Annotated in this window: 19 protein-coding genes and 4 pseudogenes; 14 read left to right on the top strand and 9 right to left on the bottom strand. The window is 58.0% G+C overall.

Going from position 1 to position 17,704, the window contains the following annotated elements; genetic code table 11:
- Nucleotides 1–247 precede the first annotated feature (247 nt).
- The 7 genes and pseudogenes from ED655_RS15345 to ED655_RS15310 all read left to right on the top strand — a co-directional run.
- Nucleotides 248–589: pseudogene (locus ED655_RS15345) on the top strand (integrase core domain-containing protein); the annotation flags it as partial.
- 133 nt (nt 590–722) lie between these two features.
- Nucleotides 723–1,739, top strand: coding sequence for a zinc-binding dehydrogenase (locus tag ED655_RS15340; RefSeq protein WP_240993707.1), 1,017 nt, complete (start codon nt 723–725; stop codon nt 1,737–1,739).
- A 165-nt stretch (nt 1,740–1,904) separates the two neighbouring features.
- A complete protein-coding gene (locus ED655_RS15335) occupies nt 1,905–2,978 on the top strand; it encodes an alkene reductase (protein WP_122050980.1) in 1,074 nt (357 codons plus the stop codon).
- A 450-nt stretch (nt 2,979–3,428) separates the two neighbouring features.
- Nucleotides 3,429–3,731 carry a hypothetical protein gene (locus ED655_RS15325; protein ID WP_122050979.1) on the top strand — a complete coding sequence of 101 codons (303 nt, stop codon included), beginning with the start codon at nt 3,429–3,431 and terminating at the stop codon, nt 3,729–3,731.
- Entirely contained in the window at nt 3,728–4,066 is a 339-nt protein-coding gene (locus tag ED655_RS15320) for a type II toxin-antitoxin system PemK/MazF family toxin (protein ID WP_118963930.1), read from the top strand. The genes ED655_RS15325 and ED655_RS15320 overlap by 4 nt, the downstream gene beginning before the upstream one ends.
- Before the next feature lie 185 nt (nt 4,067–4,251).
- Nucleotides 4,252–4,845, top strand: coding sequence for a recombinase family protein (locus tag ED655_RS15315; RefSeq protein ID WP_122050977.1), 594 nt, complete (start codon nt 4,252–4,254; stop codon nt 4,843–4,845).
- Between the two features lie 132 nt (nt 4,846–4,977).
- Nucleotides 4,978–5,286: pseudogene (locus tag ED655_RS15310) on the top strand (transposase); the annotation flags it as partial.
- A 218-nt stretch (nt 5,287–5,504) separates the two neighbouring features.
- On the opposite strand, the gene ED655_RS15305 reads toward ED655_RS15310, so the two are convergent.
- On the bottom strand, nt 5,505–6,125 hold the full coding sequence (locus ED655_RS15305) for a TetR/AcrR family transcriptional regulator (protein WP_062020901.1): 621 nt from the start codon (nt 6,123–6,125) through the stop codon (nt 5,505–5,507).
- A 96-nt stretch (nt 6,126–6,221) separates the two neighbouring features.
- On the opposite strand from ED655_RS15305, the gene ED655_RS15300 reads away from it, so the two are divergent.
- From ED655_RS15300 to ED655_RS16170, 4 genes and pseudogenes are all read left to right on the top strand, one after another.
- Complete coding sequence (locus tag ED655_RS15300) at nt 6,222–7,211, top strand: zinc-dependent alcohol dehydrogenase family protein (RefSeq protein WP_062020898.1); 990 nt, start codon at nt 6,222–6,224, stop codon at nt 7,209–7,211.
- Between the two features lie 197 nt (nt 7,212–7,408).
- Nucleotides 7,409–7,699: a metal/formaldehyde-sensitive transcriptional repressor gene (locus tag ED655_RS15295; protein WP_062106258.1), complete on the top strand. Its 291-nt coding sequence runs from the start codon at nt 7,409–7,411 to the stop codon at nt 7,697–7,699.
- Nucleotides 7,700–7,914: 215 nt separating this feature from the next.
- Entirely contained in the window at nt 7,915–9,024 is a 1,110-nt protein-coding gene (locus ED655_RS15290) for an S-(hydroxymethyl)glutathione dehydrogenase/class III alcohol dehydrogenase (RefSeq protein ID WP_122050976.1), read from the top strand.
- A gap of 536 nt (nt 9,025–9,560) precedes the next feature.
- Nucleotides 9,561–9,878: pseudogene (locus ED655_RS16170) on the top strand (P-loop NTPase family protein); the annotation flags it as partial.
- 530 nt (nt 9,879–10,408) lie between these two features.
- Here the strand turns inward: ED655_RS16170 and ED655_RS15280 are convergent.
- The 7 genes from ED655_RS15280 to ED655_RS15255 all read right to left on the bottom strand — a co-directional run bounded on the left by ED655_RS15280 (nt 10,409) and on the right by ED655_RS15255 (nt 14,680).
- Nucleotides 10,409–10,978: a type 1 glutamine amidotransferase domain-containing protein gene (locus ED655_RS15280; protein ID WP_122050973.1), complete on the bottom strand. Its 570-nt coding sequence runs from the start codon at nt 10,976–10,978 to the stop codon at nt 10,409–10,411.
- Nucleotides 10,979–11,009: 31 nt separating this feature from the next.
- Entirely contained in the window at nt 11,010–12,149 is a 1,140-nt protein-coding gene (locus tag ED655_RS15275) for a glutathione-independent formaldehyde dehydrogenase (protein WP_122050972.1), read from the bottom strand.
- A gap of 462 nt (nt 12,150–12,611) precedes the next feature.
- Nucleotides 12,612–12,905, bottom strand: coding sequence for a putative quinol monooxygenase (locus tag ED655_RS15270; RefSeq protein ID WP_062106251.1), 294 nt, complete (start codon nt 12,903–12,905; stop codon nt 12,612–12,614).
- A gap of 111 nt (nt 12,906–13,016) precedes the next feature.
- Complete coding sequence (locus tag ED655_RS15265) at nt 13,017–13,757, bottom strand: SDR family oxidoreductase (RefSeq protein WP_062106249.1); 741 nt, start codon at nt 13,755–13,757, stop codon at nt 13,017–13,019.
- Nucleotides 13,758–13,774: 17 nt separating this feature from the next.
- Complete coding sequence (locus ED655_RS15665) at nt 13,775–13,951, bottom strand: hypothetical protein (protein WP_162993567.1); 177 nt, start codon at nt 13,949–13,951, stop codon at nt 13,775–13,777.
- Between the two features lie 10 nt (nt 13,952–13,961).
- Nucleotides 13,962–14,258, bottom strand: coding sequence for a putative quinol monooxygenase (locus tag ED655_RS15260; protein ID WP_122050970.1), 297 nt, complete (start codon nt 14,256–14,258; stop codon nt 13,962–13,964).
- A gap of 71 nt (nt 14,259–14,329) precedes the next feature.
- The gene (locus ED655_RS15255; protein WP_205836066.1) at nt 14,330–14,680 is read right to left on the bottom strand and encodes a type 1 glutamine amidotransferase family protein; all 351 of its coding nucleotides are present in this window, start codon (nt 14,678–14,680) and stop codon (nt 14,330–14,332) included.
- Between the two features lie 222 nt (nt 14,681–14,902).
- Between ED655_RS15255 and ED655_RS15250 the strand changes: the two are divergent.
- From ED655_RS15250 to ED655_RS15240, 3 genes and pseudogenes are all read left to right on the top strand, one after another.
- Nucleotides 14,903–15,355 (top strand): annotated as a pseudogene (locus ED655_RS15250) (recombinase family protein); the annotation flags it as partial.
- Between the two features lie 180 nt (nt 15,356–15,535).
- Complete coding sequence (gene parA / locus ED655_RS15245) at nt 15,536–16,195, top strand: ParA family partition ATPase (protein WP_122050967.1); 660 nt, start codon at nt 15,536–15,538, stop codon at nt 16,193–16,195.
- A gap of 27 nt (nt 16,196–16,222) precedes the next feature.
- Nucleotides 16,223–16,480, top strand: coding sequence for a ribbon-helix-helix domain-containing protein (locus ED655_RS15240; RefSeq protein WP_006116379.1), 258 nt, complete (start codon nt 16,223–16,225; stop codon nt 16,478–16,480).
- A gap of 39 nt (nt 16,481–16,519) precedes the next feature.
- On the opposite strand, the gene ED655_RS15235 is transcribed toward ED655_RS15240, so the two are convergent.
- A complete protein-coding gene (locus ED655_RS15235; RefSeq protein ID WP_122050966.1) occupies nt 16,520–17,575 on the bottom strand; it encodes a replication initiator protein A in 1,056 nt (351 codons plus the stop codon).
- Between the last annotated feature and the right edge of the window lie 129 nt (nt 17,576–17,704).

Raw genomic sequence — 17,704 nt, 5'->3', positions numbered from 1 at the left:
GCCACGGTCAGACGCCGTCGTCGCCGACTGCCAGGCATTTCGATCAGGACCTCATTGCGGGATTTGGCGACATCGATGGCGACGAGGACAGCAGTCATTGGTGTAGTATCGGATCTGGTCACGGCCGGTTGTCTCCTCTGTGTGGCTGGACACCATCACTATGGAGACATGTCGCCTGGTCATGGCCGCCGATCTGGCCTTAAGGCCAGATCGGCATTACCGATGCCGACGCTTCCTGATGTGCTACGGTACGGAGTTCACATCCCATGCCATCCTGAAATGGGCGGATGAGATGAAGGTTGAATGGCACTATATCGCCCCCGGGAAACCGCAACAGAACGGCTTTGTCGAAAGTTTCAACGGCCGGTTGAGGGATGAATGCCTCAACGAGACGCTGTTCACGTCTCTCAGCCATGCCCGACAGGTTCTGGCTGACTGGCGGGAAGACTACAATACGGTGCGCCCCCATTCCCAGCTGGGTGGCAGGACACCGGATCAGGTCGCCAGACAAGTGTCTCGGGGGCATGCCCCCGAGACACTTGTCATCCCATCAAACCAAAGCCATAAAAAACGGGAACTCTCCTTTTGAGTGGATACAAAAAAGGGGGCACGTCATGCCTGGTATCATGGAATGTGAACTCTGATATCGATGGTATCTGACTTATCAGATAAGGGAGAGCGCGCCATGTTTCCAGTCACAGGGTCACAAAAGGATGGAAATCATGGTGGATACAGAAAGCGGGTCTGATCGGTACGATGCCTGGGTGTGGAACGGCCCCGGATATCCAGATCGGTTGCACCGTGTGGAGAAACAGGTTGGACCGGTAGGCGCTGGTGACATCATCGTCGCCAACACCATGGCAGCTTTCAATCCCGTGGATTGGAAAATCATCCGGCAGGGACACCCCGCCTGGAAGGCAGGTCATGTGCCCGGTGTTGACGGCGTAGGCCGGATTGTCGCGGTCGGGGCCGGTGTCACACTGCCTGTCGGGCTGCGTGTCGCCTATCATCAGGGGCTGGGAAGGGACGGAAGTTTCGCGCAGCGCACCGTGTTGAACGCAGCCGGCGCGCTGCCAGTGCCGGATGGACTGAGTGATGAACAGGCCGCCAGTGTGCCCTGTCCTGGCCTTACCGCCTGGCAGGCGATCGGGAAGGTGCCCGCGTTACCGGATCGCGATGTTCTGGTGACGGGCGCGGGAGGATCGGTTTCGCTTATTCTGGCGCAACTGGCCGTCAAGCGGGGCTGGCGCGTCTGGGTGACGGCAGGGCCTGCTCACCATGACCATTTGCTGGGACTGGGGATATCCGGCGCCTTCGATTACCGCGACGACTCATGGCGCACGAAACTTGCCGCGGCACTTGGTCCACGGCGCCTGTTCGCAGCGTTTGACACCACCAGCGGCACCTATGCCCATACGCTGGCTGATCTGATTGGCTATAATGGCCATCTGGTCTGTATCCAGGACCGGATCGAAACCGCACCGCTTCCGGCTTTCACGACAGCGGTGTCCCTTCATGAAGTCGCGCTTAACGCCATTCATGAGTATGGAACAGCGGCAGACTGGCGCGACTGGCGCAGCGCGGGAACTAAACTGTTGGAAGCTGTCCGGGTCGGCGCTCTGGATCTTCAGCCCACGGTTATGACCTCCTTTGATGACCTGCCGCGTAACCTGTTATCTTTCATGCAGGCGAAGTTGAAGGGGAAAATCCTGGTGAACATCCCCGGTGATCAGAGCTGATCCCACGGCGGGATCGCCTGAAAGGTTCTGACCAGCGTATCCACACTTGCCCGTAGCCGGAGGAAGAGCGTTCGGGATTACCAGGCGAGGTGGTAAGTCTCCTGTTGTATTCCTCGTGAGGCTTCCCGAATTCATAGAAACTGCGTCTTTTAAGAAGGATCTGTCATGCCCAGCCTGTTTGAGCCGATTGAACTGGGAAGCATTTACGCCAAAAACAGAATTCTCATGGCGCCGCTGACACGCGGCCGGGGCACCCGTGAGCATGTGCCCACCCTCATCATGGCTGAATATTACGCGCAACGGGCTGGAGCCGGTCTGATCATCTCGGAGGCGACCGGTATCAGCCGCGAAGGTCTTGGCTGGCCGTATGCGCCGGGTCTGTGGTCGCAGGAACAGGTAGAAGCCTGGAAGCCCATCACCGCCGCAGTTCACGCCAAGGGCGGAAAGATCGTGGCCCAGCTCTGGCACATGGGTCGCATGGTGCATTCCAGCGTGACGGGCCAGCAGCCTGTCTCCTGTTCGGCGACAAAAGCACCTGAAGCGCTCCATACATATGACGGCAAGCAGGCTCCCGAAACTGCCCACCCTCTCACCAGGGAGGATATTGCCCGCATCCTGAACGACTATGAAAACGCTGCTAGAAATGCTCTTCAGGCAGGCTTTGACGGTGTGCAGATTCATGCCGCCAACGGTTATCTGATCGACGAATTCCTGCGGGACGGCACCAATCATCGTTCCGACGAATATGGCGGCTCGCCGGAAAACCGCATCCGCTTCCTGCGTGAAGTCACGGAACGCGTGATCGCAACGATTGGCGCGGACAAAACGTCAGTACGACTATCCCCTAATGGCGATACGCAGGGCTGCATCGACAGCCATCCCGAGCAGGTTTTTGTGCCGGCAGCAAAGCTGCTGAACGATCTCGACATCGCTTTTCTTGAACTGCGCGAACCCGGGCCGAATGGCACGTTCGGCAAGACCGATCAGCCCAAGCTTCATGGCCCGATCCGAGAAGTGTTTAAAAAACCGCTGGTTCTGAATCAGGACTACACACGCGATGAAGCGATCGAGACAGTCGCAACCGGTGTCGCGGACGCCATTTCATTCGGCCGTCCATTCATCGCCAATCCGGATCTGGTGCATCGTCTGGAAGACAATCTCCCCCTGAACAAGGATGATATCCGCACCTGGTACTCGCAAGGCGCAGAAGGCTATACCGATTATCCACTGGCTTGCTGACATCCTATTTTTCCCGCAAGTTTCTTCCAGTGGAAGGAACTTGCACTTTAAATATAGAAATATTTGGACGCCGATTTTATACTTATCGTTGATTGAGAGAAATCACCTGAATATTTCTACTCCCTGTCATGAATGTGAACACTGCGAAAGGCTGTTTTGGGTAACCTTGTCCCGACAGTCGACTGCCTGTTTCCCCCCCCCCCTTTTCTTCCTCTCGAATTAGGTTCGTATTAAACAGACTATAGTCATATTGGGACAATCCGGAGCCACGGTGTATCAAGGGCTGCATGGTGGTTTTTCCGGGAGGGTTCAAACAGGATAAAGCGGTCTTTGCTTGGTCTTCCCCAGATAATGTCCTTTATCAGGGGAGGTGAGCAGGATGCAATTACCTTGTGTTTTGCATAATGTAATTGCATAATTAAGTCTCTGACCTTAGATCAGGAGGCTATGATGCCCCGGACCAGTTCCCATCCGAAAGGGGAGAACTTCAACTTCCGGATTGACCCGGCACTGAAGGCGGCGTTCACGGCGGCAACCCGTGCGGATGAACGGCCTGCGGCTGAAGTGCTGCGGGATTTCATGCGCGCTTATGTCGCGCGGCGAGAGCAGCGTGCTTTCGAGACGGAAGCGCGGCGGCAATCCCGTGAAGTGGCGGCGCTGGCTTGTGATCCGGCGAGTAATGAAGCTCAGGTATTGCGCGAGCTGGACGCGCTCTTCGAGGAGGACGATTTCCAGGATGAGTGGACGGCGTGAAACGCGGTGATCTGGTGACGATCGCCGTCAATGGTGATTATGGCAAACCGCGTCCGGCCCTTGTCATACAGGCTGACGCCTTTTCTGACCTGCCGGCCGTGACTGTGTTGCGGTTGACCAGCACCGTGCAGGACTGGCCTTTGTTCCGGATTTCGGTTGTACCCAGCACGACGAACGGCTTGCGTCGCTTATCGCAGGTGATGATTGATCGGGCGGTGTCCTTACCACAGGAAAAAATCGGTCCGGTTTTCGGACATCTGGAGGTCTCGTCTTTGCGTCAGGTCGATCAGGCTTTGTCAGTCTTTCTCGGTCTGTCGGCCGGCCGCCTTCCATGATCGCGTGCGATCTGGACAAAAAGGCGGATGCGATAGCTGGAAATTATCCTGTCCGATAGAGGGTCGTTAAACGGACTCATGTTGAGAGGTGGCGCAACTCACGGAAAACAGCCACCCACCGAGTCTCATATGAATGGTACCATATAAATTGCAGTCATGGGGCCTTATACGTTACAGTCTGATTCATGACGCACACACTGATTGGCTACGCCCGCTGCTCGACGGACAAGCAGGATCTCGCCGCCCAGCAGGACGCTCTGCTCAAACTCGGCGTCGCGGCTGATCGGATCTACACTGACAAGGGATTCACCGGGACGAACCGGGACCGGCCCGGTCTCGACCAGGCGCTGGCGGCGGTGCGTAACGGCGACACGCTGGTCGTGCCAAAGCTCGACCGGCTCGCCCGGTCCGTGCCCGATGCACGTGCGATCGGAGACAGCCTGGCCGCTCGTGGCGTGAAGCTCCAACTCGGTGCCAGTGTCCACGATCCGTCCGATCCGATGGGAAAGCTGTTTTTCAACATTCTTGCTACCTTCGCCGAATTTGAAGCGGACCTCATTAAACTTCGAACCCGTGAAGGGATGGCGATCGCGCGCGCCAAGGGCAAGCTACGCGGGAAAAAGCCCAAGCTGTCCGATCGGCAGCAGAAGGAACTTCGCCGCATGTACGATACCGGCGACTATTCCATCAGTGACCTGGCTGATCTGTTTTCCATCTCGCGACCAACCGTTTATCGGACACTCAGGCGTCAGCCTGTTACGTCCGTAATGGCAGCATGACCTGCGGAAAACGTAACCGTCCAGCGCAGCGCCCGCTTGCTCCCATACGAGCCAGGCATGCTGCTGCTCTTACATGCCAATTAGCGCTGCAACTCAGTGCCATTTATCGCTGATATCTACAATACACCGTGGCTCTGGGCAGACACAGCCTACCGCTCAAAAGCCAATGAGGACTTCATGGAAAAGGAGGGCTTTGTCTCGAAGGTTCACAGGAAAAAGCCGCATCTCAAGCCCATGCCCCGCCACATCCAGCGGTCCAACGTAGGGAAGTCGGTGATCCGATCCCGCGTCGAGCACGTCTTTGCCGATCAGAAATCGCAGACGGGTCTGTTCGTCCGGACCGTGGGTATCACCCGGGCCACCATGAGGATCGGCCTGGCCAATATCGTCTACAACATGCGGCGCTTTCTGTTCCTGGAGAGGTTGAACGCAAGCGCGTAGCCATCCAGCGGATGACAGCCCCCGATCTGCTCAAAGCGAAGGTCGAAAGCCACCCCGGGAGCCGTCAATCACCACGACAAAAGCCTTAAATCAGGACCCACGCGCGCCAATCAACGGTTCTTCGATCCCTCCACGTGTTTCATGTGCTTTCGTCCTATGAGATAAGTTCGACTGTTCGGTCGCGGGAAGCGGATTGGCAGATGACCACCATTTAACAATCATATCGCGGCCGGCCATCGATCGAGTGTCATTTTGCAGATGGAGAGCAGTTGGTTGATCGTAGCGCCGTCGCGCGCCTGAACGGACATGCCTTCCATGACCGTATTGATGAATTTGCCTAGCACGGCCGGATCGGCATTGGCCGCAAGCTCGCCCTGCGCGGCGCCGCGATGCAGACGCTCGATCAGGAGGGCCTCCGCCGCGATACGTTTTTCGCGCAGCAGGCATTCGATGGCGGCAGACGCTGGCGAAACGGCTGCCGCTGCCGAATACATGAAGCAGCCGGCGGGCGTTCCAGGTTCCGAAAACGATGACGCCGCTCGTTCCAGCAGGCCTTTGACGGCCTCAAAGGTGGACAACGCCGGATCGTTGATGGGTGCATAGAGGTGGACGCTGAACGTCGCGGCGTAGCGCTCGATCACCGCCGCGAACAGCCCCGCCTTGTTGTCAAACGCCGCATAAAGACTGGCGGCGGCGACGCCAGTCTCCGCCACCAGATCGGCCATCGATGTCGCCTCGTAGCCGCGCTGCCAGAACAGCCGCACCGCCTTGTCGAGCGCTGCGTTAGTGTCGAACACACGAGGGCGACCTGCGCCGCGACGGGCTTTCGTCTCAGTCATGTCTCGCGCCCGATATGGAATGATCGATAAATAATAGCTTGAAGCTGGTGGCCCATACCGATACTGAACGATCATTCAATATTCAAGGAGTGGCCCATGAGCCGCATCGTTCGAATCCACGAATATGGCGACGCCAGTGTCCTCAAGATTGAAGATTTGGCAGTGCCCGCGCCCGCGGCCGACGAGGTGCAGATCGCGGTCAAGGCGATAGGCATAAACCGCGCCGAGGTGATGTTCCGCAACCATGCCTACCTTCAGGAAGCCGAGTTCCCGAGCCGCCTTGGCTATGAGGCTGCCGGCACCGTCGTTAAGATCGGCGCGGACGTGACCGGGTTTGCGGAAGGCGAGGCCGTCAGCGTCATCCCCCCGCTCGACATCGCGCGCTGGGGCACCTATGGCGAGGTCGCCAACGTGCCTGCCCGCCTTGTCGTAAAGCATCCGGCCGCGCTGTCGTTCGAGGAAGCGGCGGCCGTGTGGATGCAGTATGTCACCGCTTGGGGCGCGCTGGTGGAGCAGGCGAAGCTCGGCGAGGGCGATTTCGTCATCGTCACCGCTGCTTCCAGTAGCGTCGGCCTTGCTGCCTTCCAGATTGCGCGGATGGTCGGCGCGACGGTAATCGCGACGACGCGTACCGGAGCCAAGCGCCAGGCCCTGATCGATGCCGGTGCACATCATGTCGTCGCGACCGAGGAAGAGGATCTGGTGGCGAGGGTGATGGAGATAACCGATGGTGCAGGTGCGCGCGTGGTGCTCGACCCGGTCGGAGGCCCGTCGTTCGAGCCGCTGACCGCGAGCATGGCGCGCGGCGGCATCCTGCTCGAATATGGCGCGCTCAGCGGCGAGCCGACACCGTTCCCGTTGTTCTCCGTGCTGGGCAAGAGCCTTACGCTCAAGGGTTATCTCTACAGTGAGATCGTCTCGGACGACGCCGCCCTTGATCGCGCCAAGGCCTTCATCGTGGCGGGTCTGGAATCGGGCGCGCTCAAGCCGCGGATCGCGCGCACTTTCCCGCTCGACGCCATTCAGGACGCGCACCGCTTCCTCGAATCGAACGACCAGATCGGCAAGGTCGTCGTTACGGTCTGACCGGCAAACCTGGGGAGCAAGCGATGGCTCCCCCTCCCAGATACATGATCGGACCCTCAGCCCATGCCGTGGTTGCTTGCGGCGCAGGCTTGAGAGCATGACCGGAACCTCGCCCGATGAGAGAAACGCCCGTCTCAGTGCAGGATTGAAACTCCCCCCCTGTATAGTATGCTGAAGCGATTTCTCGGGAAAACGCGATGCCACATTCATCAGAGGACAAAAAGCGAGCCATCACACGCTTGCGGCGTATCAAGGGTCAGGCGGACGCTCTGGAACGCGCGATCGAAGCCGGGGCCGATTGCGCTCCCCTGCTGCAGCAAATTGTCGCCATGCGTGGCGCGACAAACGGGCTGATGGCGGAAGTGATGGAGAGTCACCTCAGGGAAACATTCGGTTCCGGCGCAGATCCGGCCCTCAAAAGCGAGGGCAGCGATCACGATGACGGCGTGGAGGGCGTAATGAAGATTCTGCGTACTTATCTTAAATGACGATTTCAGGCTCATTTTCTTGCCCGTGCTCTCTCGCACTTAGAAGCCAGCCCCTGCTGCCTTCTCTGGTTTGAGATCCTCGGTAGGACACCTCTTGTATACTGTCAGGGAGTATGACAAAGATACTCCCTGACAGTATGAGAACGTCGACGAATTTGCGATGGTGCAACGGCCTCGCACCGGCAATCAGTTTCCATCAACGAGGGTATCCCAACATGAAATCTCGCGCCGCTGTAGCCTTCGAGCCGGGCAAGCCACTCGAAATCGTCGAAATCGATGTCGCTCCACCCCGGAAGGGCGAAGTGCTCATCCGGGTGACGCACACCGGCGTGTGCCACACCGATGCGTACACGCTGGCGGGCAGTGATCCGGAGGGCGTTTTCCCGGTGGTTCTAGGCCACGAGGGCGCGGGCATCGTTGTCGAGGTCGGTGAGGGCGTCACCAGCGTCAGGCCGGGCGATCATGTGATTCCGCTCTACACAGCCGAGTGCGGTAAGTGCGATTTCTGCGTGTCGGGCAAGACCAACCTGTGCGTCGCTGTCCGCGAAACGCAGGGCAAGGGTTTGATGCCCGATGGCACCACCCGCTTCTCGTACAATGGCCAGCCCCTTTATCATTACATGGGCTGTTCAACCTTCAGTGAATATACTGTCGTCGCCGAAGTCTCGCTCGCCAAGATCAATCCCGAGGCTAACCCCGAACATGTCTGTCTGCTGGGCTGCGGCGTCACGACCGGCATCGGCGCAGTCCACAATACCGCCAAGGTCCAGCCTGGAGACTCGGTCGCCGTGTTCGGCCTTGGCGGGATCGGCCTCGCGGCAATTCAGGGCGCGCGCCAGGCGAAGGCGGGTCGCATCATCGCCATCGACACCAATCCGTCCAAGTTCGAGCTGGCACGCCAGTTCGGTGCGACCGAGTGCATCAACCCCAGGGACCATGACAAGCCCATCCAGCAAGTGCTGATCGAGATGACGGGATGGGGCATCGATCATACCTTCGAGTGCATCGGCAACGTCAATGTCATGCGCGCCGCTCTTGAATCAGCGCACCGTGGTTGGGGTCAGTCGATCGTGATTGGCGTTGCCGGCGCGGGCGAAGAAATCTCCACCCGTCCATTCCAGCTCGTTACGGGCCGCGTCTGGAAGGGGTCCGCTTTCGGCGGCGTCAAGGGACGTACACAGCTCCCCGGCATGGTCGAGGACGCCATGAGAGGTGATATCGATCTGGCCCCGTTCGTTACCCACACCATGGGTTTGGAGGAGATCAACGAGGCGTTCGACCTGATGCACGAAGGTAAGTCGATCCGCACGGTCATTCACTACTGACCCGCCGATCCAAAGCGCCTCTGGCAACACCAGACATCGAGGAAGTTCCGGATGACCACTCCGGTTATCTCGGGTGACGGCATTTTCTTCCCCCTCTTCCTCGACGCCGCCAACGTCGACCGTTCAGTCGCGTTCTAAGACGCGGCGCCAGACGCTCGGATTGACAGGCCAGCCGTCATCATGGCCCGACCCTGGCCATGATGAAGCGCGCTCTGGCAACTGGGCAACGCGTCGCGATGCGGTAACAACCGCCGAAGTGCAGTCGTTACACGCCGATAGCGGCACGGACCAGGCCCGCCTGGCCCAGGTGCTTACCAGCGGAGTGTGTGTGGCCTCGTCGCGCGACCTAACGGAAAAATGGTTTTGTCGTAACCTTTGTTTAATGCTGGAAAAATATTTCAAAGGTTCCGAACATCGAGCCAGCCTGGCCGTTGGATGTATTGAGTCGGAAACGCATTGATCCGTTACCCCGACCGTAATGAACCACGGGCCGCACGGGCGGATATGGCAGGAAGACTGAATTGAAGGACAAGGATATACACGCGACGACGCCCGCCACCGATCATGGGCATGCCGGACCGCCCGCTTGCGTGCAGGTTCGCGGCGCGCGCCAGAATAACCTAAAAAATGTGGACGTCGATGTACCGCGTGACGCCTTCGTGGTGTTCACCGGCATATCGGGCTCGGGCAAGTCATCGCTCGCGTTCGGCACCCTTTATGCCGAAGCCCAGCGGCGTTATCTGGAATCGGTTGCGCCCTATGCCCGTCGCCTTATCGACCAGGCCGGCGTGCCGGAGGTCGACACGATCGACGGATTGCCGCCTGAACTGCAACGCGCTCAACGCGGCAACACGATCTACATCCTCGACGAGCCAACTTCGGGGCTTCACCCCTCAGATGCCGACCGGCTGATGCAACACCTGCAGGGCCTCGTCGACGCCGGCAATACGGTCGTGGTCGTCGAACATGACATGCGCGCCATCAGGCAGGTGGACTGGGTCATCGATCTGGGACCGGGGGCTGGGGAAGATGGCGGCCGTATCGTTGCCAGCGGCGTCCCTTTCTTCGTTGCGGAAGCAGAAGGCAGTCTCACCGCCCCCTATCTCAAAGCGGCGCTGTAGGTCATAAACCTGGCCGAACGCACGTTCGATCAGGCGTATCTCAACCGCACGCACGCTGAAATGGGTCGCATCTGGAAGCGGGAGCCGGCGAGGTGTCACCGCGGTTGACGCGGCTTGTTGGGGATTGAGTCCTCGGAAGTGCGCCGTTTTCGTCTGATACGCGGCGTAGCGGACAGCCAATCGCCGGCCATCCGCTACGCCTGTTTTGTGTGGACCTTCACCAGGGAGCGCGCCCTCACATGGTTCGTCGAAACCGTCCCGTATTAATTCGCGGCCGCGGGCCCAGCGCCGGCACCTTCCGCGATTTGCTCAACGAGTTTGGCACAGAAGGCGGGTAAATCGTCGGGGTCGCGGCTGGTAACAAGGCCGTTGTCGACCACGACTTCCTCATCGGTCCATGTAGCGCCGGCGTTCTCGATATCGACCTTCAGCGTCGGGTAGGACGTCAAGGTGCGACCCTTAAGCACGCCCGCCTCGATCAATGTCCAGGGTGCATGGCATATCGCGGCTACCGGTTTTTTCTGATCGAAAAAAGCCCGGATGAAATCAATTGCCTCGGCGCTGCCGCGCAGCTTGTCGGCACCGACCGTTCCTCCGGGCACAACTAGTCCGTCGAAATCGTCGGCTTTGACATCGGAAAACGTCTTGTCGATAGTATAGCTGCCGCCCTCGTCAAGGTCGCTATTGACTGTGCGAGCCACGCCCGCTTCAAAACTGACCACGGTCACTTTGCCGCCAGCCTCCTCGATAGCTTGCTTGGGCTTCGAGAATTCTGGCTCTTCCGTCCCGCGGGGCGCGATCAGAACGGCAACTGATTTGCCCTCTAACGTCATAATCTATTCCCTATTCCGTTGAAGACTAAGGTCAGGCGGTCGGCTTAAGCACGACCTTTGTCCATCCATCATCGCGCGCATCGAAATGCTTGTAGGCGTCTGGCGCCTGATCGAGCGGCAGTCGGTGCGAGATGATTTGAGCAGGATTGGCCCGGCCATGCTTAATGAGGTTCATTAGCCGCCGGTTATAATGCTTTACATTACATTGCCCGGTGCCGATCTTCTGCCCCTTGAACCAAAAGTTGCCGAAGTCGAACGCAATCTTGCCTTCCTTCTGGAGATCGTCGGGCGCATTCGGGTCTTCCGGGATAAACACGCCGACGACGCCGATGCCGCCGGTGGCCTTCGTGCTTTTGACGAGGCAGTTCATCGTGTAATTGCTGCGCTCCTTGCCGTGGCGATCGCAACACTGATACCCTACCGCCTCGACCCCACGGTCGGTCCCGACGCCGCCGGTCGCGTCAAGGATCTGCCGGGCGGGATCGCCCTTGCGCATGTCGATCGGAATCGCGCCCATCGCCTCGGCCAGTTTCAAACGGTCGTCGTGAGAATCAACCACGAATATCTGAGAGGCACCGCGAATTTCGGCTGAGTGCGCGGCCATCAAACCGACCGGACCAGCCCCATAGATCGCGATACTCTCACCAGGCAAGAAACCCGACAACTCGACGCCATGCCAACCCGTCGGAAAGATGTCGGAGAGCATGACATAGTCATCCTCCTTCTCCTCAGCGTCCTCGGGCAGCTTCAGGCAATTGAAGTCGGCATAAGGTACGCGCATCATCTCGGCCTGACCGCCTTGCCACGGCCCCATCTCGGCAAAGCCATACGCTGCGCCGGCGGTTCCAGGATTGGTCGTGAGGCAAAAACCAGTCAGACCGCGTTCGCAATTTTCGCAGAACCCGCAACCGACGTTGAACGGCATGCAGACGCGATCGCCCCTCTTGATACGATCTACGGCAGCGCCGACTTCGATGACCTCGCCAAGGTTTTCGTGACCGAAGACCCTGCCCTTCTCAAAGCTGGTACGGCCCTCGTACATGTGAAGGTCGGACCCGCAAATGTTGGTCGTGGTCAGCCGGATGATAACATCGGTCGGCTTTTCGATCTTGGGATCATCGATGGTATTGACGGAAACGTCTTTTGGCCCGTTGTACACGACAGCTTTCACGGGTCTTCTCCTTTTGTAGCTCTGCTCTGGGCGTCATCAAATCGAGAGCTTGCTGATGATCCGGACCAGCGCAAAGGCGCATAGCATCGCATCTTTCCAACCGATGTCTGTCTCCTAAACCGCCTGATGCCTGAGCGGTTCCTTCCCGTTCGGCAGTTCTCGGATCGATTTACGGCGGCTTTTCGATTGCCTGGGCCAGGACGATCTAAAAAAGCGGCAGATTGATGACCTCAAGAAGTTCCTGCGAAACCAACGGCGCCATGATAACGCAACACATCAACGCCGACTTATCAGCAGCAGCATCAAAAGGCAGGATAAGCGCAAAAGACAAAGCCATCCACTATCACGGATGGCCTGTCGTATTCTTCTATTTAGTTCCAGAGCCGGCCGGGCCGTCCATTCCCGACGGCAGGCGACCCTAACCGTGCAGTCGTACGGCAGCTTGGTGTGCCGACCGCTCCGCTATTTCGCGGCCAGCAGGGTGAACTTGTGAATCTGCGGCGGTTCCGAGAACAGTTCTTCCGCCTTCTCCATCAGCGCGGCGGCAACCTTGCCGTCAAGATGGGCCTGCCGATCCTCCTCTGTGTCGAACGTATCGAAGATCGCGTACGCACCGGGACCTTCCTCGATCGCATACCAGGTCAGAGTGCCCGGCTCGGCTTGAACGAGCGGCAATGCCGAGGTCAGGAAATTGGCGACATCGCTCTCTTTACCGGGTTTGGCCTTCAGTGGCACGTACAGCGCGAGTTTGGGCATTATCGACTCCTCAAGTTAAACGGACAGATATCATTCGGCAGAGTAACGGACAAGCGGGCCGGTACGTTCCCCATGAGGCGGAGCACACGCGGCCCCGCCTCCTCGTCGAAATCAGAACTGCTGTGCGGTCGGCCGGATGACGATCGCGTTGACGTCAACGTCATCAGGTTGTTCGACAGCGAACGCGATAGCACGCGCCACCGATGCCGCTGGGATGGCCTGTTTGTAGAAGTCTAGCACCGTCTCGGCTGCCGTGCCAGACGTCGTGAACTTCAAATCGCTTTCGACGGCTCCGGGCTCGATCGACGTGACACGGACCTTTTCACCCACCTCGTGGCGCAAGCCCTCGCTGATCGCGCTGACCGCGAACTTGGTACCGGAGTAGACCGTGCCGCCTGGTGCGAAGACCTTGATACCGGCGACCGAGCTCAGGTTGATGATGTGGCCGCTGCCCTGCTCGAGAAAGCCGGGAAGGGCCGCCGCGATGCCGTAGAGCGTACCCTTCAGATTGACGTCGATCATCTGGTCCCACTCGTCGGTGTTGACCTCGGCCATCGGACGGATCGGCATCAGCCCTGCGTTGTTGATCAGCACGTCGAGGCGGCCGAAGTCGGCAATGATTGCGGAGACGACGGACTGGACCGCCGCCTTGTCGGTGACGTCGAGCGCGTAGCTACGTGCCGTGCCGCCGTTTGCGGCGATGTCCGCGACGACCTCGTCGAGCTTGTCCTTGCGCCGCGCGGCGATGGCCACCTTTGCGCCGCGTTCCGCGAGAAGCCGCGCGGTTTCTGCGCCGATGCCGGTGCTGCCGCCGGTAATGAGAATGACCTTGCCTTCGATACCCTTGGTCACGACTGTATCCCTTCAAGTCAGTTATTGATTTTTCGCCGGATCGCGGCCCCGCGCCAGCGGTAGCCGCGTGGATGAACGAGGCCCATAAGGCCCAGGCGAAGCGCAGGTGCCAACAGGCCGATCATCCGCAGCTCCTCTATGTAGAACGGTTGTGCCAGCAGCGCCGACCCCACCCATTCTTTAAGCTTGCCCATGGCACCACCCTCAGGTCGCCGAGACGGGGTTGAGGACGAACGCGCCGCGCTCGGCCAGATCGCCGATCTGAGAAAGATAGTTCTGGAAGTGGGGCGTCGCGCGGTGGGCGGCAACCGCATCCGCGTCCGCGTACAGCTCGTCGAGCACGAAACGGTTCGGATCGCTCTGGTCCTGCCAGAGATCGTAGCGCAGGTTGCCCGGCTCGGCTCGGCTCGGCTCCAGCATGGCGTCGAGCAGAGCGCGCAGGCGGTCGACGGTATCCACACGGGCGGTGAGGACGGCGACGATCTTCACGTTGGCGGTCATGGCACCGTTCCTTGTCTTGGCTATATCCGAGGGAGGGCGCACCCTTAGCGCCCCGCCGGTCATCCTGGTACTCACGCAGCGGCGCGATCAAGGGCTTCGATCAACGCGTCGGCCATGGCCCGGTCCGACGCCGGATTCTGACCCGTGATCAGTTCCCGGTCCACGACGACATTCGAAGCGAAGTTCTTGTCGGTGACAGAGACGTCGCCACCGGCCGACCGCAGCGCCTTTTCCATGTCGAAGTAGAGCTCGCCCTTCAGCACTCGCTCCTCAGCGATCTTCTCCTCGCTCGCCGAAAAAACGGTCATGCGGTAGCCCGCGTAGATCCAGTCTCGCGCCAGGTCGGCCGCCCCGGCGTCATCGCCTTCCTCCAGCGCCTTGCGGAAGGCCGAAGCATCGTCGAGCGCAGCGACAACGACCACCGGTCCGTGGCAGAGGAGCGCGGTCGGCTTGGCCGCCGCGTGGAAGTGACGAAGGATCGTGCTTGCTCATGTGGCACCACTCGGCTGGGAGCATATTGGCCTGACAGGTGATTATCTTTGGGACGAAATCGGGCAGCCACGAGATAATTTCAGGCCTCTTCGGTTGCAATCCGGTTCCTAAAATCCTTAGCGTACGTTTTCGAACAGTCTCTCACCGCCCCCCTAGATCGGGCAGAGCGTCGCAAGGTCATGAGGCTGGCTCAGGCCCGTGAAATTGACGCCATTCTGGTGACGGAGCTGTCCCGCTGGGGGCGCTCGACCATTGATCTCATCTCCACGCTTCAGGAACTGGAGAGTTATCGTGTTTCCCTGATCGCCATGACGGGGATGATGTTCGACCTGGCGACGCCACATGGGCGGATGCTGGCGACGGTTCTGGCCGGGATTGCAGAGTTCGAGCGGGATCTGATCAGTGAGCGGGTGAAGTCTGGTCTGGCTGCTGCCAGGGCACGCGGGAAGGTTCTCGGCCGACAGAAAGGGGAGCGGCCGAAGTCTGACCGTCTGGCTCCGAAGGTTCTGGCGCTGGTGGCGGAAAAGCGGAGTTATCGGTGGATCGCCCGTGAGCTGGGGATCAGCAAGAACACTGTAGCTGCCATTGTGCAGAGAGAAAGATAGCGTGTCATCATGTTTTTATGTTAACACAAAAACATGATGACATTTTATAGGTGCTATCAGCACCGGTCTGAGGCATACAAAATGTTTGGTTCGATTAAATAGTCGGTTTTTTGAGGAAGACATTGAGTTATCAAAATAACATGGTAATGGGTTAATGTGTTAACACGGAAACATGGTGGCATGAAAACAATCGCGATCATTAGTCAGAAGGGAGGCGCTGGGAAGACGACGCTTGCCCTACACTTGGCTACTAGTGCCAGTGCCGCTGGATACGTTTCTCTGATCCTCGATACCGATCCGCAGGCGACTGCAAGTTCATGGAAAGCGTGGCGGGGGGATGTCGAGCCTGATGTGGTGGATTGTGCGGCTCATGCCCTGTTATCAAAAAAGCTGGAGCAAGCGTCCGAACTGGGTGCAGAACTATCGATAATAGATACCCCTCCACATGCCGATATTATGGCGCGTGAGGCGTGTCGTGTCGCTGATTTCTTGTTAATTCCATGCAGACCACGTGCTTTCGATATGGACGCTGTCAGAACAACGGCAGAACTCGTGCGAGCCAGTGGTAAGCCTGCCTTCGTAATCTTTACTGCGGGCCCTCCTCGTGCGCCCCAAGTTTATAAGGAGGCGGCTGAGGTCGTGGCGCAGTTTGGTATCCCTGTTGCTTCTGTTGTTTTGCCAGAGCGTGCAGTTTTTCATCATAGCGTTGGTTCCGGTCGTACCGCGCAGGAAACGGAGCCTGAAAGCAAGGCTGCTGCTGATATAGCACTGTTGTGGAATTGGGTGTGTGATCAAGTTAACATGCCATCACACAAACAAGATGACACAAAAACGCGTTAGCACTTTTCTAAGTTAAGGATATACGGCATGAGTCGGTTTGCTGGTCTCAAAAAGACAGTCGCGCCATCGGTTGTGGAACCGGCTGCGCAAACGGTGGTAGAGAAAGGCCGCCCACGTAATCCGAGAGAAGGTAAGCGGGCTGTGGTGGGGTATTTTTCTCCAGCAGTTAGCAAGGGGCTACACCAACTTGCGCTTGATACCGATACAACTATTCAGGGTTTGATCGGGGAGGCCATTGATGACTTGATGCGTAAGCACGGTCGTCATCCTTTTGGAGAGCGCTGACTATCTATGTAGATAGATTATGCCTGCGTATTTGTACAATTAGGGTTGACCACGCTTAGCAAACCACGTCTCGCAGAATTTGATGAAATGCCGCTCAGGGTTCTTCGGAGCGATCTCGTTATCACCCAGCCACATGCGCCATTCTCTTTCGAGATGATGCACATCCCACCCTGGCGCGATGTTTCGAGCGTCCCCGTAAATATCAGGATCAAGCACACCCATCCAAGCCTCGGTTGCTGGCTCGGCAGCTTTCATTGTGCCGCGATTGATGAATGTTACCATGTCTTTCTGAGGATCGAATTCGACACGGTAATCCGGTAGATGATCGCTTGCAGCAAGGTTTTTTATCATCTGTCGGAATAATTTTTCTGGGCTTTGAGAGCCTGATTTTTTCAGTAGGATCTCAAGAGAGGCTTTCCATACCACTTGTTGACCGCAATGTTTGCGGGCTAGTTCGTAAACGCGTCGTTCCAGCGGTTTGCGTAGCCGGAAATAATCACGATGCAGTGTCAGAACATCATTACTCTTAATTGCATTAAAGACCCAATCCGACAGCTTGATCTCGCAATGCAACAGGCGACCGTCGAGGCCAAGTTTGCGGCGGATGGATGAAGCGTCGATCAGGCCAAAACCGTCTACCTGTTCTTCGTCGCCTGTGACAATGTTAGTGCGGATACGTGTGCCTTCAAGGCGGTCGAGGGCTTCGATAAGGGCTTTGTAGTCCTTACCTGCCGTACCGCGATTGGTGAAAATGAGTAAGTCACGGCTGCTGATCCGTACCCGTTGCGATACTTTTTCTCCGGCCTTTAGTTTCGCCATAATCTGCGAAATACAGTAGATCAGAATATCTTTATCGTAGATTGTAGCAAGGCCCTTCACGCTTGGCGTGATTTCCAGCCATTGCCCGTTATGTTCATAGCGACGAACGGAAGTCTCGGGTTTTTTCGATAAGGAATAGAACGGATGCTCCATTTGCGGCATCACGTCCTTAAGCACGGCATCTGCCACGTCGCAGATGAATAAGTCATGCTGCGGATGACGCTCCGGCAGGAGGGCCTCATGGACAACAGGCAGATTCGGGGTTTCAGATACCATATCTCAAGTTCGGGGTTTTACATACTTGCGTCAAGTGATTCGGGGTTTTAAATACCGAATACCGAGATTCGGGGTTTTAAATACCGAGATTCGGGGTTTTAAATACCGAGATTCGGGGTTTTAAATACC

Source organism: Asaia bogorensis (genome assembly GCF_900465345.1).
Taxonomy (GTDB): domain Bacteria; phylum Pseudomonadota; class Alphaproteobacteria; order Acetobacterales; family Acetobacteraceae; genus Asaia; species Asaia bogorensis_A.
The sequence above is the reverse complement of the archived record's forward strand: the minus strand, read 5'-3'. Positions and strand labels throughout refer to the sequence as shown.

Bases quoted from the DNA above. Each gene is read 5' to 3' on its own strand.
- ED655_RS15665 (WP_162993567.1), bottom strand. From the start codon at position 13,951: ATGGGCAAGCTTAAAGAATGGGTGGGGTCGGCGCTGCTGGCACAACCG.
- ED655_RS15240 (WP_006116379.1), top strand. From the start codon at position 16,223: ATGAGTCGGTTTGCTGGTCTCAAAAAGACAGTCGCGCCATCGGTTGTG.
- ED655_RS15280 (WP_122050973.1), bottom strand. From the start codon at position 10,978: ATGACGTTAGAGGGCAAATCAGTTGCCGTTCTGATCGCGCCCCGCGGG.
- ED655_RS15290 (WP_122050976.1), top strand. From the start codon at position 7,915: ATGAAATCTCGCGCCGCTGTAGCCTTCGAGCCGGGCAAGCCACTCGAA.
- ED655_RS15295 (WP_062106258.1), top strand. From the start codon at position 7,409: ATGCCACATTCATCAGAGGACAAAAAGCGAGCCATCACACGCTTGCGG.
- ED655_RS15260 (WP_122050970.1), bottom strand. From the start codon at position 14,258: ATGACCGCCAACGTGAAGATCGTCGCCGTCCTCACCGCCCGTGTGGAT.
- ED655_RS15235 (WP_122050966.1), bottom strand. From the start codon at position 17,575: ATGGTATCTGAAACCCCGAATCTGCCTGTTGTCCATGAGGCCCTCCTG.
- ED655_RS15305 (WP_062020901.1), bottom strand. From the start codon at position 6,125: ATGACTGAGACGAAAGCCCGTCGCGGCGCAGGTCGCCCTCGTGTGTTC.
- ED655_RS15340 (WP_240993707.1), top strand. From the start codon at position 723: ATGGTGGATACAGAAAGCGGGTCTGATCGGTACGATGCCTGGGTGTGG.
- ED655_RS15325 (WP_122050979.1), top strand. From the start codon at position 3,429: ATGCCCCGGACCAGTTCCCATCCGAAAGGGGAGAACTTCAACTTCCGG.
- ED655_RS15300 (WP_062020898.1), top strand. From the start codon at position 6,222: ATGAGCCGCATCGTTCGAATCCACGAATATGGCGACGCCAGTGTCCTC.
- ED655_RS15335 (WP_122050980.1), top strand. From the start codon at position 1,905: ATGCCCAGCCTGTTTGAGCCGATTGAACTGGGAAGCATTTACGCCAAA.
- ED655_RS15270 (WP_062106251.1), bottom strand. From the start codon at position 12,905: ATGCCCAAACTCGCGCTGTACGTGCCACTGAAGGCCAAACCCGGTAAA.
- ED655_RS15315 (WP_122050977.1), top strand. From the start codon at position 4,252: ATGACGCACACACTGATTGGCTACGCCCGCTGCTCGACGGACAAGCAG.
- parA (WP_122050967.1), top strand. From the start codon at position 15,536: ATGAAAACAATCGCGATCATTAGTCAGAAGGGAGGCGCTGGGAAGACG.